10 protein-coding genes are annotated in these 14,972 nt (G+C 45.6%); 1 reads left to right on the top strand and 9 read right to left on the bottom strand.

Going from position 1 to position 14,972, the window contains the following annotated elements:
* Positions 1–50 precede the first annotated feature (50 nt).
* The 4 genes from AC5ZC7_RS02265 to AC5ZC7_RS02250 all read right to left on the bottom strand — a co-directional run bounded on the left by AC5ZC7_RS02265 (position 51) and on the right by AC5ZC7_RS02250 (position 7,608).
* Positions 51–1,892, bottom strand: coding sequence for a SusD/RagB family nutrient-binding outer membrane lipoprotein (locus AC5ZC7_RS02265; RefSeq protein ID WP_496159784.1), 1,842 nt, complete (start codon positions 1,890–1,892; stop codon positions 51–53).
* Between the two features lie 19 nt (positions 1,893–1,911).
* A complete protein-coding gene (locus AC5ZC7_RS02260; RefSeq protein ID WP_496159785.1) occupies positions 1,912–5,643 on the bottom strand; it encodes a SusC/RagA family TonB-linked outer membrane protein in 3,732 nt (1,243 codons plus the stop codon).
* Positions 5,644–5,754: 111 nt separating this feature from the next.
* Positions 5,755–6,936: a FecR domain-containing protein gene (locus AC5ZC7_RS02255; protein ID WP_496159786.1), complete on the bottom strand. Its 1,182-nt coding sequence runs from the start codon at positions 6,934–6,936 to the stop codon at positions 5,755–5,757.
* A gap of 84 nt (positions 6,937–7,020) precedes the next feature.
* Positions 7,021–7,608, bottom strand: a complete 588-nt coding sequence (locus AC5ZC7_RS02250; protein WP_496159787.1) for an RNA polymerase sigma-70 factor — start codon at positions 7,606–7,608, stop codon at positions 7,021–7,023.
* A gap of 302 nt (positions 7,609–7,910) precedes the next feature.
* Here AC5ZC7_RS02250 and AC5ZC7_RS02245 point away from each other — a divergent pair, with 302 nt between their 5' ends.
* On the top strand, positions 7,911–9,245 hold the full coding sequence (locus tag AC5ZC7_RS02245; protein ID WP_496159788.1) for a DUF2252 family protein: 1,335 nt from the start codon (positions 7,911–7,913) through the stop codon (positions 9,243–9,245).
* Positions 9,246–9,370: 125 nt separating this feature from the next.
* On the opposite strand, the gene AC5ZC7_RS02240 is transcribed toward AC5ZC7_RS02245, so the two are convergent.
* The 5 genes from AC5ZC7_RS02240 to AC5ZC7_RS02220 all read right to left on the bottom strand — a co-directional run bounded on the left by AC5ZC7_RS02240 (position 9,371) and on the right by AC5ZC7_RS02220 (position 14,952).
* Complete coding sequence (locus AC5ZC7_RS02240) at positions 9,371–10,618, bottom strand: DEAD/DEAH box helicase (RefSeq protein WP_496159789.1); 1,248 nt, start codon at positions 10,616–10,618, stop codon at positions 9,371–9,373.
* Positions 10,619–10,953: 335 nt separating this feature from the next.
* Complete coding sequence (locus tag AC5ZC7_RS02235; RefSeq protein WP_496159790.1) at positions 10,954–11,361, bottom strand: c-type cytochrome; 408 nt, start codon at positions 11,359–11,361, stop codon at positions 10,954–10,956.
* Positions 11,362–11,529: 168 nt separating this feature from the next.
* Positions 11,530–12,633 (bottom strand): redoxin domain-containing protein, encoded by a 1,104-nt coding sequence (locus tag AC5ZC7_RS02230; RefSeq protein WP_496159791.1) that lies wholly within the window; start codon positions 12,631–12,633, stop codon positions 11,530–11,532.
* A 22-nt stretch (positions 12,634–12,655) separates the two neighbouring features.
* Positions 12,656–14,041, bottom strand: a complete 1,386-nt coding sequence (locus AC5ZC7_RS02225; RefSeq protein WP_496159792.1) for a redoxin family protein — start codon at positions 14,039–14,041, stop codon at positions 12,656–12,658.
* A 23-nt stretch (positions 14,042–14,064) separates the two neighbouring features.
* Positions 14,065–14,952, bottom strand: a complete 888-nt coding sequence (locus AC5ZC7_RS02220) for a hypothetical protein (RefSeq protein ID WP_496159793.1) — start codon at positions 14,950–14,952, stop codon at positions 14,065–14,067.
* Positions 14,953–14,972 lie beyond the last annotated feature (20 nt).

The following is a 14,972-nucleotide window of genomic DNA, read 5'->3' as shown; positions in this document are numbered from 1 at the left end:
ACTATAAAGTCTGCCCCGTTGCTCTCAACACGTATTTGTTCTATCAACCTTTATTGCATGTCCCACCATATCCTGCCTTTAGTATCGGCAGCACCAGCGCCATAAGCAGGATCTTTGGCAATCATCGCCTGCACCGCTGCATTGTAATTATCCTGGTTAAGCGTAGAGCTTACATCCAGGCTGTTACGACGCGCAATCAACAGGTTTTTGCCTCCATCCCACAGGTTTTCCAGGTAAGCAATAGAAGAACCATCTCCTATTTTACCGTTGTTACCTGGTCTTACATCAGTGAATTGCGGATAACCGGTACGTTTCCACATAGCCCATGCTTCATCCGGCTGCATCAGGAAATGCACCCAGGCCTGGGAATAAATGCTGGCTAATCCTTTGTAAGGGATACCTGCCGGCGTGGCAAAGTTACCAAGACTGGTATCCGCAGCATTAGGTACTTTGGTAGCCACCGCAAAAGCCTGGTACTGGTTAAAGGAAGCCTGCACCCCTTTGTAAAACCACTGGGAAGCAGTTTGACCTAATCCATTACCGCCCTTTTCAGCTATCTCCGCCATCATAAAACATGTTTCGGCATAGGTTACGAAGAAAGATTTCATTTTAATGGTAGCACCATCGGAATAGGCTTCATCCGTATGCATCAGGTTTTGCTTCGACCGCTGATCAAAACCACCAAAGCCGCCATTTTTCACAAACAAACGGGTTTGTATAGCTGACAAAAACAACAAATCCTGTGTAGTGTTATCTTTCAGCGTAAAAGTTTTGCTCCTGTCTAAACCAGTGGATCCATAGGTGGCATCTCCTGCTGAAGCCGGAGACGCATGCTTACCCCAATAACGCACCTGGTTTTCAGGTAATGCCAGCGCTGCCTGTGCAGCGGCATTGCCATTTACTTTCACGGTCAGGTATTGGTTACTGTTATTACCCATATCGTTTTGCCGGATCATAAAACCAATGCGCGGATCATTCGTAGACTTCAGGTACTCTACAAAAGAAAAAGACGCATCGTAGTTAAACAGGATCACGTTAATATCATCCACGTTATTGTTCCAGTCGCGGGTATGATTAATCGCAAAAGAGCCATCATTGGTAGGATCTGATAAAGATGGCGCTATCAGCTTACCGCCGAAGTTAGTTGCCACATCATTCAATACGGCGGTTAAATTAGCCGCATCACGTTTTTCATAACGCTGTGCAATTTTAATACGCAGGGTATTGGCTAATCCCAGCCATTCGCCATAATCACCACCGTAGAACAAATCCTGGTTACCCAATGCAAACTGGTTAGTGGTGTTGTTTTTTAACAGGGTAGCGGCATCTTTCAATTGCTGATCAAACACCTTGTACAGGTTGTAATCAAAATCATATTGTGGCAGCGGATATTTAGCATCATTGAATGCCTGGCTATAAGGCAGCGCACCAAAAATATCAGCTACTCTCCATGCATGATATACATCTACAATAGAACAGATGGCTTTTAATCCCTGGTAAGTAGCCTTGGTAGCGTCTGGCAGGGAATTAATCTTATCTATAATCCGGTGCATATCCCGACCGGTGGCATTAAAATAGTCGCTGTAATAAAAGAAATTCGGATTAGGCCCGGTAGTTTTAGCCGGATCCGCATACTTACCCGAAAGGCTACTCGTAGTAACTGCATCTGGTACTACATACTGCATATAAGTTAAGGTAGCACCATATTTCTGTGCAGTACGGTCACGGCCATTGATATCAATATCCGCAGTAGCACCGGTAAACAGGTACTCTGGATTTACATCCGGCAGCAGGTTGGGATTGGTGTTGATTTCTATCAGTTTCTTTTTGCATGATTGACTTACCAATGCGAGGGCAAGTAATCCGATTATATATTTATTAGTCTTTTTCATCGTCTATGTATTAGTTGTTTTACAGAGAAATGTGAAGGGTTGCAGCATAGTTGCGGGAAAACGGAACGCCACCGGTAATGAATGGTCTGAATGGATCATTACTTTGCAGCGATGCCGGGTTCTGGCCACCAGTCAGTGTTCTATATAAATAACCAATGTTGCGGGCGGTCAATGTTAAACGGGCACCTTTCAAATGAATAGTATTGGTGATGGCAGCAGGTAAGCGATAACCCAGGGTGATTTCACGTAGCATTACCCAGGAATTTTTGCTGATAGTACCGTTGTTATTCAGGTTGGTTTCCCATCCGTAAAAAGTATTGTAGTATAAAGACGCTTTAAAAGGTTCTACCAGGCCTTTATCATAGGCTTCCTTAAACGTCATACCGGCAATGCTTACACTTGGTTTCAACGGACTCATTTGTCCTTCGTCAAATACCGCATTTGGAATTACCCCATCATAAACAGGTTGCCCGTTATTCCAGTTCGGATCCGTACGGGCAACGCCGCCATGCGCCTGGTCGCGATATTGCAGGGAATTTTTAGGCGTACCCTGTCCCATGGCATATGCATAAGATTCAGAGTATACATATCCGCCCAGGCGACCATCTACCTGTGCAAACAAGCTAAAGTTTTTGTATCTCAGGGTGGTACTGATACCACCTGTTAAATCAGGTTCTACTTTACCCATTCTTGGAGCAGGAGCACCAGCAGGTAACGTGGTCAGGTTATAGTTCGCTACATCGTACTGACCTGCTGCACTTGTGATGCGGCCTCCATAGGTAATCAGCGGGAATCCTGTTTTAGGATCGTTTTTAGTGCTGGCCAGGTAGTCGCCTACGTTAGTAGTCAGCACACCGAAATCACCTCCTTCATAAGCATGTACACTTACGCCTTCGTAGTTATCACTCAGGTTCCAGTCTTTGATACCATTACCAAATTCAATGATCTTGCTCTTATTATGTCCCAGGTTCACGGCAAAGTCCAGTCCCCAGTCCTTACCACGGATCGGAGAGATATTTACCAACAATTCCCAACCTTTGTTCTGGATATTACCGGCATTAAAAAACACCTGGCTATAGCCTGTTTCCGGTACACCGGCCAGGTTAATCAACTGGTGGAAAGTATTGGTTTTATACCAGGCAAAGTCTACGTTGATCAGGTCTTTTACCAGGCCGAAGTTGGTACCAAATTCCCAGGTGCGGGATATCTGTGCCCGCAGGTCCAGGTTTGGTTTTACGTTAGCATTGTATTGTGTGGCGGTACCTACAGAGGCACCATTCTGGTTAAAGATAGTGCTGGGTGAATAACCCACTCCTGTTTGATAAGGACCGGCAATACCTGAGTTACCCACATAAGCCAGGGAAGCACGCAACCTGCCGGAAGAAATCCAGGACGGCATGCCCGATTCGAAATGATCGTAGAAAGAATAAGACAGGTTAGCAGAAGGATAGAAAATAGAATAATTATTTTTCGCACCAATGGCTGCCACCGGGTAAGTAAGGGTAGATCTCCAGTCGTTACGACCTGTGATTTCCAAATTCAGATACTCCTTATAATTCAGGTTGAGGATACCACCCACACCAATCGTCAGCTGCGAAGGATATTTTGGACCCGGAACATTATTGAATCCGTAGTAGTACTGGTTCTGAATATTCTGGGAGGAGTTGCCCAGGAAGAATACATTGGGTACACTTAATTGTCCGTTGATGGCAGCACCATAGTTTTCGCCCACTCTGTCGCCATAAATTTCGTTGTATAAGCGGAAGTCTACATTCAGGTCTTTCGTCACACTTTTAACGGCATGTGCCATGAACAACAGGGTGTAATCGCTGGTGTAGCTGCCTCCTGCGGAATAGTATCCACCTACATTATTGGTACCATTGCCGTAATCCTTTTCTTCCGTACGTATTTTATAGAAGTTAAAATTACCTCTGGCAGATAAGTCGAGCCACGGATTCACCTGTGCTTTCAGTTGCATGTATCCCAGAATGGAATTCTCATGTCTGTAGAAATTGTTTTTATCAAAGCGCGAAAATGCATTTACCGCGGCGGTCAGGTTCGCGTAGGTATTGGCAAAATCGGGTGTATTGTCCGGTGCGCGGTAGCTTTTGTACCAGTCGCCGAAGTCGATATTCCGGGGCAGGTAGTAGGTATTGAACGCCAGGTTTTGTCCGCCGCCATAATAGTACCGGCCTTGTGAGAAAAAGTTCTTCGCCAGTGTATTGGAGTAACTAACACCAAAATCAGTGGAAAATACTTTATTCAATTTAGCGCCGATTTTTAAATCAACGGAATTCCTTTGCATCCCGTTGTTGGGCAGTAAACCTTTGGTGTTGTTATTGGAATAAGAAAGGCGATAATTAAACTTGTCGGTAGCACTGCTGATGGCAATGTTATTGTTGATGTAATTACCATCCTGGTAGAACGTCTTCCAGTTGTTGGGCTGTGGTGAAAAAGGCACCATCTTATTGGGATTAAAGGCCGCAGGGTGCAAGCTGCCATCCATTAAGGGACCCCAGCTGGCGTCTGTTTTGGACTGTGTTCCGTCTGGTCTGAAGTTACCTTCTCTCGCCAGGTAATCGCCCTGACCGTATACGTTCTGAAAGTCCATCGGTGCGCGATACACTTTTTCTGTCTGATAAGTGGAATTGGCTTCAATCAGGAAACCATCGCCGGCTTTCGCCTTTTTGGTAGTAATAACGATGGCGCCGTTGATACCTCTTGAACCATAGATAGAAGTGGCAGCAGCACCTTTCAGTACGGTGATGGATTCATAGTCGTCCGGGTTCAGGTTCTTTAACTGAGAACCTGCATCGGCGTCATCTGCATTGGATACATTATTCGAGATCACGTTTCCATCTATCACGAAAATAGGCTGGTTTACGTTGTTACCGGGGGTACCTAATACTTTGGCGCCACGGATCTGGATAAAGGGAGATGTTTGTACACCGGAAGCCGTCATCACGTTGATGTTCACACCGGCTACTTTACCTTGCAGGGCGGTGATGGGGTTCACGGAATTGGTACGGGTGAGTTCTTCTCCTTTCACGGTGGTGAGGGCATACCCTACTGTTTTATCGTTTTTACCGATGCCCAGCGCGGTGACTACTACTTCTCCGAGCCCACTGCTACCGGGTTCCAGGCGGATCGACAGTTTGGTGTCAGTACCTATTTTTATTTCCTGTTTTTTGAATCCCACGAAAGTAATTTCCAGTACATCACCGGGTTCAGCGTGGAGGGTAAATTCACCATTGCTGTTACTGATAGTTCCTTTGTTGGTACCTTTTATTTTGATAGATACCCCAGGCAGCGGATGTTTATCCATGTCCGTAACAATGCCGGAGATCTCAGCTACCACGGGTACATCGTGTGTATTCTCTGGTACAGGTGCGTCTTTTTGTTTGATCACCACCGTGCTGCCCACAATACTCCAGGTGAGTGGTTGGTTCTTAAAACAGATGTCCAGTGCGGCTTCCAGGGGAACATCTTTCACATCAATGGTAACGGCGTCTGCCTGCCGCATCAAAGATTCATCAAAGAAAAAAGAGTAACCGGTTTGTTTTTTTATTGCGCGGAATACTTTCCCCAGCCGGACATTTTTTTCGGCGAGGGTAACTTTCTGCGAGTAGCTTTTTGCACTTATCTGCAGACAGGCGGCCATAGTCAAAATGGCTGTTAGCTTCATAGCGAGGAGCGTTTTGGGAAGTACACGACCGCCGAAATACCAGCCGGTACGTAGAATTTTTTTCATACTTTAGTAGTGGTTTTGGTTGTTAATGAGCAATTCGTCCCAACAAATTGTTATGATTAGTATTACCAGAACTTTCCGCCGCTCTGACTCTCACCTCAGAGCGGTTTTTTATTATGGCAATACGATGATCCTTCTTTCTTCTATTTTAAAGTGAACTTTGCTTTCCTCCAGTATTTTCAATACCTGCGACACATTGGAAGCACGTGAAATTTCGCCACCAAAGCGACGATCAGGCACAGGGCCATTGTATACAATGTCAACATTATACCAGCGGGCAATTTGCCGCATCACGCTGCTCAGGTCTGCCTGATCAAAAGAGAAGTAGCCGTTCTTCCAGGCGATTTCTCCCTCTGTGTCAACATCTTTATATAAAACGAGGTGATTAGCGGAATCCAGCTGAGCCTGTTCTCCCGGCTTCAGCAGTTGTTTGGCAGTGCCTTTGGAGATCATTACACTGCCTTCCAGTAAGGTGGTTTTGATAGTACGTTCGTCCGGATAGGCGTTCACGTTAAAATGGGTACCAAGTACCTGTACTTCCATGCCGCGGGCAGCCACTATAAAAGGGACTTTCTTTCCGTTACGGATCATGGGGGCTACTTCAAAATAAGCTTCACCGGTGATTTCTACTCTCCGCGCATCGCCGGAGAAGGCGGCCGGAAAACGAACAGAGGAAGCAGCATTTAGCCAAACACTGCTTCCATCAGCCAATACCAGCTGATACTGTTTGCTTCTTGGGGTTACTACCGTGTTAAATAGTTGTTCACTATTCGTGCCGGAGGCATTATAAATAATTTTTCCCTGCCGGTTAGTTACTTTGGCGCCGCCCTGCACAGCCAGCAATCCGTTGCCGGCGCTGTCCAAAGGAATCTGCTGACCATTGGCTAATACCAATATACCGCCCGTTGTACCAGGTGTAATATCTTTGCGTGTAGTCGTTGCCGTTATTGGCAGCGACGTCGCTGTTTTTTTAAAAAAGAAATAACCACTCAAAGCCATAAATGCAGCCACACTTGCTGCCACCGCTATTTTCATCCACTTGTTCACACGGCTGCGCACGGGTATCTCCGGCACTTCCGCCATCATGGTGGCAAACTTTGCATCCCAGTCGGTACTACTGTTATCAGTAGCCTCGTGGGAAGCCTCCCACTGCTCTTTCAGCACGATGGTGAGCATCTCCATATCTTCCTCCTCCCCTGCTTTACGCAGTAGTTCCGCTAGCTCGTCTTTCGAAATCTTATTGTCGAGATACTGCGACAATAAGTATTTCCATGTATGAACAGGACGCTTATCCATAATGCGATAATTGTGATAAAAAGCATTCTCCTGTTAGTAAGACGAGTAAAAAAAGAGCGGTAACTAATGAAGGATAAAAAAAAGTTAAAATTTTCCGATGATCAGGATCAGGATTGCAATATCTATCTCTTTCACCAGGTAGCTGCGGATAAAACGCTGGGCCAGCACAATATGATTATTCACGGTAGCCCTTGAAATCTGCAGCTGCGCAGCAATCTGATCATGTGACAATTCCTCTTCCCTGCTCAGGCTATATACCTTTTTACATTGAGGAGGTAACAACGAAATGGCCGTTCGCACTTTTTCTTCATACTCGTGTACCATGAGCATCGCATCTGCACCTTCGGTACCAGCCAAATCGGTGACTTCATACAACAGTTCCTGTAAACGCGGATCCCGCGCTGCGGAACGCAGGAAATCAATACTCTTGTTATGAGCGATCCGGAAAAGAAAAGCATCGAAATTATTGATCTGCGAAATGAGTTCCCTGCCAGTCCATATCTTCATAAATACGTCCAGTACCAGTTCTTCCGCCACTTGCTCCGATTTGATAAAACGGGAAATGTAGTAGAATAATCTCCCACGATATTGATCAAACAAAGCTTTAAATGCTTTCTCATTACCCGCAGCAATCTCCTGCAGATCAACCGGTTGATGATGTACTTGTTTCACTGTAAATGGAATTCAGGTAAAACGACAAGTGAACACTATTGCTATCGCGCGAAAAAAAATTATTTCATTACGTGTTGCTATTGGTTGATATTAAATGTAACAAGTGATGGCAATTCAATTTTATCCTGGTTGATATAGAGAAAATTTTTCTGTCTCTAAACCAAACCTAAAATAAAAAAGCCGATTTACCAAATCTTGCTTTTGCAATCGTTTACAATCAAAAGCAAGGAAAGACGTATCTTTTTATCCATATTACAAACAACACGTGTACCTTTTACGTTTGATGATTAATAATCTTCCATATGGCCATCATCTCCCCTAATCTGGGTAAAAAAATCAGGGACCAGGTACCCAGGACCTCCCAGGGCGACTTTACCCTATCGCACAAACGCCCCACTATTTTAGAAGCCATCAATGCTTCTAATCACGACCGTGTACCAGACCTGATTCCTATTCGATGCGGCCGGATGAGCGTTTCTCCTTTTGCCTTTTACAGGGGCACGGCAGATATTATGGCACGTGATCTTTCCTATTTGCCGCATACTTCATTGGAAGTACAGGCCATGGGCGATTGCCACCTCATGAACTTCGGCGGCTTTGCTACCCCCGAACGCAATCTCATCTTTGATGCCAACGACTTTGATGAAACCTTACCCGCTCCCTGGGAATGGGATATCAAAAGACTGGCCACCAGTTTTGTGCTGGCAGCCCGGCATAATAATATGCGGGAAACAGATGCGAAACAAATGGCCATAGATATGGCCCTCGCCTATAGAACGGCCATGGCGGAATATTCGCAGATGAATACACTGGACCTCTGGTACATGAAGTTTGAAATGCAGGACCTCCTCAACAAGGCGCGCAGCGAAAAGGTGAAAACCATGCTGAGAGAGGCCATGGACAAAGCAGAAAAAAGTACCCAGGAAAAAGTATTTTATAAAATTACCCAAAGCGTATTAGGTAACTTCGAAATACAGGACCAGCATCCACTTATCTATCACCCCATCGACCTGGTGAAACAAAAGGATATGGTACACTCCTTCCTCAACTTTTATATGAATACCCTGCAGGACGACCGCCGCTTCCTTTTCAGCCAGTACCGCGTCATCGACATTGCACTCAAAGTAGTAGGCGTAGGCAGCGTAGGTACCCGTTGCCTCGTAGCCCTGATGATGAATGCCAAAGACGAACCGTTGTTTATGCAGGTAAAAGAGGCCAGGAAAAGTGTGTTGGAAGGCTATACTGCCAAAAGTCAATACAAACACAATGGAGAACGCATTGTACAGGGACAACGCCTCGTACAGGCAGCCAGCGATATGTTCCTGGGTTGGAGTACCGGCCTGGAAAACAGGCATTACTATTTACGCCAGCTGAGGGACCGGAAAATAGCGCCCGATGTAGAGCATTTCGATAAAGAAGTGATGGCCGCCTACGCAGGCCTTTGTGGCAGAGTGCTGGCCAGGGCCCACGCTAAAACAGGATCGGGAGAAACCATCAGCGGCTACCTCGGAAAATCTGATGTGGCAGATGAGGCAATCGGCAAATTTGCTGTCGCCTATGCCGACCAGACCGAGAAAGACTATAATGAATTTGTGAAGGCTATTAAAGCAGGGAAACTCAAAGCAGAAGTGGTATAATTCAAGCTGAAAGCATAAAGCGAAAAGCAAAAAGCTATTGTGGCGAATGATCATTGCGGATTTTAATACGCTTTAATCATTCGCCACAATAGCTTTTTGCTTTTCGCTTTATGCTTTCAGCTTATTTAAAATGTTCTATCGCGCTTATCCACCTGCCCTCTCTTCTTGTTCCTTGGCTTAGGCCTTCTCGGCTCTGCTTTCGGCATGTCAGGGTTAATGGCGTTAGCTTCCATAATAGCAGCTTCCTCGAAAGGATGCGGCACCGATGGAATCACCTGCCGGGTAAGCTTATTGATACTATGCAGGAAAGGTCGTTCTTCGGTATCACAGAAAGAGAGCGCATAACCCGCTGCTCCTGCTCTACCGGTTCTGCCTATACGATGCACGTAAGTTTCGGAAACATTGGGTAAATCGTAGTTAATCACGTGTTCCAGTGAATCCACATCAATCCCCCTGGCAGCAATATCGGTAGCTACCAGTACGCGGAGACGCCCGTTTTTAAAGTTGTTCAGGGTATTTTGCCTGGAAGCCTGTGATTTATCCCCGTGCAGGGCATCGGCGTTGATATTGCGCTTCTTCAGGTTCTTGGCAATCCTGTCCGCACCGTGCTTGGTTTGTGTAAACACAATGGTACGCTCTATGCGCTTATCTTTCAAAAGATGATCCAACAACGACTGCTTATCTTTCTTCTTCACAAAATAAACCGATTGCTCTACCCTTTCCGCGGTAGTAGATACCGGCGTAATGGTCACTTTTTCTGGTTTATACAGTAAGGAATTCGCCAGCTGTGCAATGCTCGGTGGCATGGTAGCAGAGAAGAACAGGGTTTGACGCTGCTGCGGCAGTTCCCGGATTACCTTCTTGATATCGTTGATAAAACCCATGTCCAGCATACGATCGGCCTCGTCCAGCACGAACATTTCCAGGTGACTCAGGTAAATATACCCCTGGTTCATCAGGTCCAGCAAACGGCCGGGAGTGGCAATCAGGATATCAGTACCATTGCGCAATGCAATGGTTTGGCGGTGCTGTGGCACCCCCCCAAAAATCACATCGTGCTTTAAACCAGTGTATTTGCCATACGCGCCAAAGCTTTCATCGATCTGCGTGGCCAGTTCCCGGGTAGGAGTCAAAATCAGCGTACGAATATGCTTAAAACCCTCGGTAGCGGGTTTACTATTGTATAATAACTGTAAAATGGGGATAGCAAACGCGGCCGTTTTACCGGTACCCGTCTGCGCACATCCCAACAGGTCTTTACCTTCCAATACGATAGGAATAGACTGCTGTTGTATGGGAGTAGGCGTGGTATAGCCTTCGTTTTTAATTGCTTTTAAAATAGGCTCAATAAGCCCTAATTGCTCAAATAACATGTTGATATATCTGATGTAATGAATATAAAATAACGCTTCTTCATCTTTAGCGTTATCACAATTGAGGAGAGCAGTAAAGAAAAGATTTCCGGACTGGAGAGAATAGATATTTCTGTGCTTTATGCTTTTAACTCAACAGACGGAAGCAAAGATACTGATTTTTCCGGAGCCATTGGTTATAAATTAAAAAAATAACATATGAATGGAGCTAAAAGCATAAAGCTGAAAGCAAAAAGCTATTAAAGCGAATGATGAGCGCGGATACTAATTCGCTCTTACGATTCGTTTCGATGGCTTTTTGCTTTCAGCTTTTTGCCTTGTGCTTTCCACTGCGGCTACTTTGCGCCTTCCGGTGCCGGATCAGGCTTCAGTTTGGGTTTTTCGTCCCCATGATGGCAGCTGTAGCAGCTTACCGCCATCACTTCGGTAGCCTTAAAGAACTTCTTGTTAATACGTTTGGTCATTCGCATCATGTCTCTCGCAGTGCCCTTATGCGGATTTGCATCACTGGCAAAATCCAGTTTCTTGGCATCGTCTTTCCGTGGTTCGTGACAGAAATTACATTTTACACCGAGTGCCGCATTAAAGCCGCGCATAACGGTAATCAGCTCTTCATGACTGATGTTTTTAGACAATACCTTCAAATTTTGCGCCTTTTCAGGTTCCTGGGGCAATGCCAGTGAGCATAGGGTGCCAGCCGCCAACAACGCCGCCACCACTACAAAACTTTTCCTGATTTTCATGACCATGGGTTTAAATAAGTATAATAAATGCTTCCTTCTGAAGGGAATCTACAAAAAAGAATAATAAGTAGTTGTTATCCCGGGAGCGTTTTTTTCAACAAAAACAAAACCCCGCTACTTTTGTAACGGGGTTTAGGAGATTAACCTTCACGAAATGATTGCATGCTTTTACTTCAGTAATTCAGCCAGTTTTTGTTCCAAACGCTCATTCATATACCCCATCCCCACAATTTTCCCGTCAGGACCTACCAGGTAATTCACCGGGATAGCCATCACGTGATAATCCAGCGCCACCGGGCTGAAAGAGGCTTTAAGATCAGATACCTGCGCCCAGGGTTGTTTATCTTCTTCCACAGCCTGTAACCATTTGTCTTTTTTATCATCTGCGGATACGCTGAGGATCGTAAAGTTTTTACCTTTAAATTTCTCGTAGGCCGCTTTCAGGTAAGGGTTTTGTGCACGACAGGGAGCACACCAGCTGGCCCAGAAATCGATCAGCACATACTTCCCTTTGTAGTCAGACAACGATACCATTTTACCATTTACATCCGGCAAGGTAAATGTTGGGGCAATAGCACCGATTTCCATACCTACACCCATCGACTTTTTCACAAAGTTAACAGCCGCCGCACGCTGTACATTGAGCGGTTGCTTACCCAGGTATTCCAGCCACTCATCTTTAGGCATTGTCCTGTTCAATACATTGGCAAAGAGATAGGCAGATACCGTAGAGCCAGGGTGTTTGCTGATCCACACCTTAGCCAGTTCCGCCTGTTGCTTTTCAAACACAGCGATCTGTGGCTGCAGTTCATTGGAGGTGAGCATGTCACCTATGTTCTCTGCTTCTTCCTGCCTGATTTTCAACTTCCGTTTTTCGGAAAATGCGGCCGCCGTATCCAGGATATTACTACAAATGTCTACCCAGTCTTTGATGAAGGGAGAACCGCTATAAGTGGCATTTTGAAAAAATGGTCCCTTACCGGTAATTTTCACTTCTCCTGGTTCGAGGAAAAGTATGGTGCCTTTTTTCTCATCTTTCACATCCCCTACCGCAATAATAAATACACCACCATTGCCGCTGGTCAACGTTTTAGTAAAAGTAAAGCTGTGATTTTTAATCACCGTTGAGTCATATCCTTCCTGGAAAGGAGTCCACAAACGCATCATCGTATCATTCGGCAAATCAGGTAAGGTGCCCGTTATTACCACCTTATTCTGTGCGGATGTTTGTAATGCCACACCCATTGCTAACATGGCTATTATTCTCTTCATAAACATGATTATTATATAAAAATTATTTTCTCATTTTCATCCACATCTCCAGCAACGCTTTGTAAGCAGGATCTGAAGGCAGTGGGGCAAAGGCGGTCAGAAACTTACCTTCGGTATCAATCATCATATAGCGTGGCACCCCGGTTAATTGATAGTGCTGTACAAACTCCTGCATGTTTTTATCACTTTCATCGGGAGATAACCTTAACGTGATGGCTTCACTTTGAGGATGTTTGTCCAAATATTTCTTCCACACGGCGTCCTCATCCCAGCCAACAGAAAGGAATACAATACTGGTATCGCCATGCAGGGAGTCGGCAAACCGTTCAAAATTGGGTAGTTCCGCAATACAGGTGGCACACCAGGTAGCCCAGAAATCCAACACCACCATCTTCCCTTTAAATTGAGACAGGCGCACCGGCTTACCCTGTAAATCATAAAACGTGAAATCAAAGGCAGGCTGGCCCAAATTGAGCGGCTGATAAGCGTGATAAAGAGAATCGTACAAAGCCCTGATAGCCGGATGATGTATTTCCTGCTGCGCCAGCTCATAGATATCCATAAAATGGTCGTTAGCGCCATGGTAACGTAAGGTACCAATCGCGTCATTCCACACCACCAGGTGCTTCAACCTGTCGCCGTTCAGATGGCTCAACAAATAAGCAGCACGTTCGTCACCAGATCCAGGTACAGCATTGTTCACATACCCCAACACCACTGACTCTTCTGCTATTCTTGACAGGTAAGGATGATCAGCTTCTGCTTCCAGTTGCAGCCACGCTTTAAACTGCACGGGTGTTTTAGCGGCATAACTATTCTCATCTTTATACCGACTGGCATAATAGCTCTTCACCTTCATCTTCAGCATTTTCAGATATAGCTGCGCAATAGACAAATCCTCCCTGGCAGTTAAACGGGCATTGGTAATGAATTGTACGGCCTGCTCATTCTTTTTATCCAATAGTGTTTTGAATGCTTCGAAGTCAGTATGCAACACCATACTGTCGCGGAAGCGATAAATACTATCCAGTTTGTACAACAGCTGCAAACGGGCGGGTTGCGTACCGGTGATAACAGCGTTTTCGCAGTTCACCAATCCTTCATTAAAAGGACGTGGACTCAGTTTCGCTACTACCTGGTCGCCGGGATGCAGCAATACCGGCACATTGTTAATATTGATGACTTGTATAACCGGTATTTTCAATTTACCTGTCCACACTTTCGTTGCATTCATCCCGTCTACCTGGTTGGCCACCGCAACTGGATTCACTTCGTCCAGGTAACGGATGCTGACCATATTCATGCCCTGTACTGCAACACTTACATTAGCGGTAGAATCAGCACGTGTAGCCGACACCGTGAGCGGTGTGCAAAAACAGGTGAGTAATAAAATCAATCGGTATCTCATAAAATATAATTTTAAAAAACAATTCAGGGCCGGTTACCAATAGCTTGCAGGTCTACGTTGTATTTACGCTGATAGTACCGCCGGACAATATCGTACTTCACCCGTATTAATCCGCTCACATCTGTTTGAGGAGAGAGCAGCGTGCGTTCCATTTCTTCGGCTGACGTACTGGTAATGGCGCCAATAAAATCCATAAAATCCTGCCCCAAACAATAGGTGTTATTGAGCATATAAGCATTATGAATACGCGTTACCATGCCTGCAGCATAGTAGGCTTCTTCATCCATGTGGATATAGTCTGGCTGATATAACGCAAAACTATCCGGCATTTCCAGCTGTTGCGCATTGTACGCACGCTTCCATAAGCACCGGTGTAATCCTCCACGCAGTGCTTTTAGTTGCGCCGGCGTTTGTTGCGGCAACTGCTGGTTGGCCCAGGCAAAAGCCATCATATAATCGGTAGCCGCAAATCCATTGCAGGGCATATATTGATTCTGGCTGTTATCCGCTGCCCGCGATACGAAAGAGTCGATCCGCGCCGGCAATAGGATACGATAAGGCAATACCTGTAATAAAAAGCTGTCCGGATATAGCTGCAAACATTCTTTCATCAGGAAACTCAGCGCCGGCGCCACATTCGCCGCATCCGGCTGCCAGGAGGTGTCATTCAACGATGTACCGATAGCATACCTAAAATCAGCCGGCGTGTACTTGTATAGAATATAGCAATGATACTTTTTGTAAAAAGCAGTAATCTCCTCATCAAAGGGATGACTGCCCTGTGGTAACTGGTACCCATACTTTTCACCGGAGGGTGCGGGCGCCGCTTCCCGCTTACAGGCAAAAACGCCGGCAAGCAGTACTAACAGCAACAAAATAGCTGCCCTAAAAGAACGGAAATATATAGACATACGAAAGTGATTAATAGTGA

It is taken from the genome of Chitinophaga sp. 9-1-y, from assembly GCF_059511905.2.
The sequence above is the reverse complement of the archived record's forward strand: the minus strand, read 5'-3'. Positions and strand labels throughout refer to the sequence as shown.

Coding starts and splice junctions, on each gene's coding strand:
- AC5ZC7_RS02260 (WP_496159785.1), bottom strand. CDS start 5,643: ATGAAAAAAATTCTACGTACCGGCTGGTATTTCGGCGGTCGTGTACTT.
- AC5ZC7_RS02220 (WP_496159793.1), bottom strand. CDS start 14,952: ATGTCTATATATTTCCGTTCTTTTAGGGCAGCTATTTTGTTGCTGTTA.
- AC5ZC7_RS02230 (WP_496159791.1), bottom strand. CDS start 12,633: ATGAAGAGAATAATAGCCATGTTAGCAATGGGTGTGGCATTACAAACA.
- AC5ZC7_RS02225 (WP_496159792.1), bottom strand. CDS start 14,041: ATGAGATACCGATTGATTTTATTACTCACCTGTTTTTGCACACCGCTC.
- AC5ZC7_RS02240 (WP_496159789.1), bottom strand. CDS start 10,618: ATGTTATTTGAGCAATTAGGGCTTATTGAGCCTATTTTAAAAGCAATT.
- AC5ZC7_RS02245 (WP_496159788.1), top strand. CDS start 7,911: ATGGCCATCATCTCCCCTAATCTGGGTAAAAAAATCAGGGACCAGGTA.
- AC5ZC7_RS02255 (WP_496159786.1), bottom strand. CDS start 6,936: ATGGATAAGCGTCCTGTTCATACATGGAAATACTTATTGTCGCAGTAT.
- AC5ZC7_RS02265 (WP_496159784.1), bottom strand. CDS start 1,892: ATGAAAAAGACTAATAAATATATAATCGGATTACTTGCCCTCGCATTG.
- AC5ZC7_RS02235 (WP_496159790.1), bottom strand. CDS start 11,361: ATGAAAATCAGGAAAAGTTTTGTAGTGGTGGCGGCGTTGTTGGCGGCT.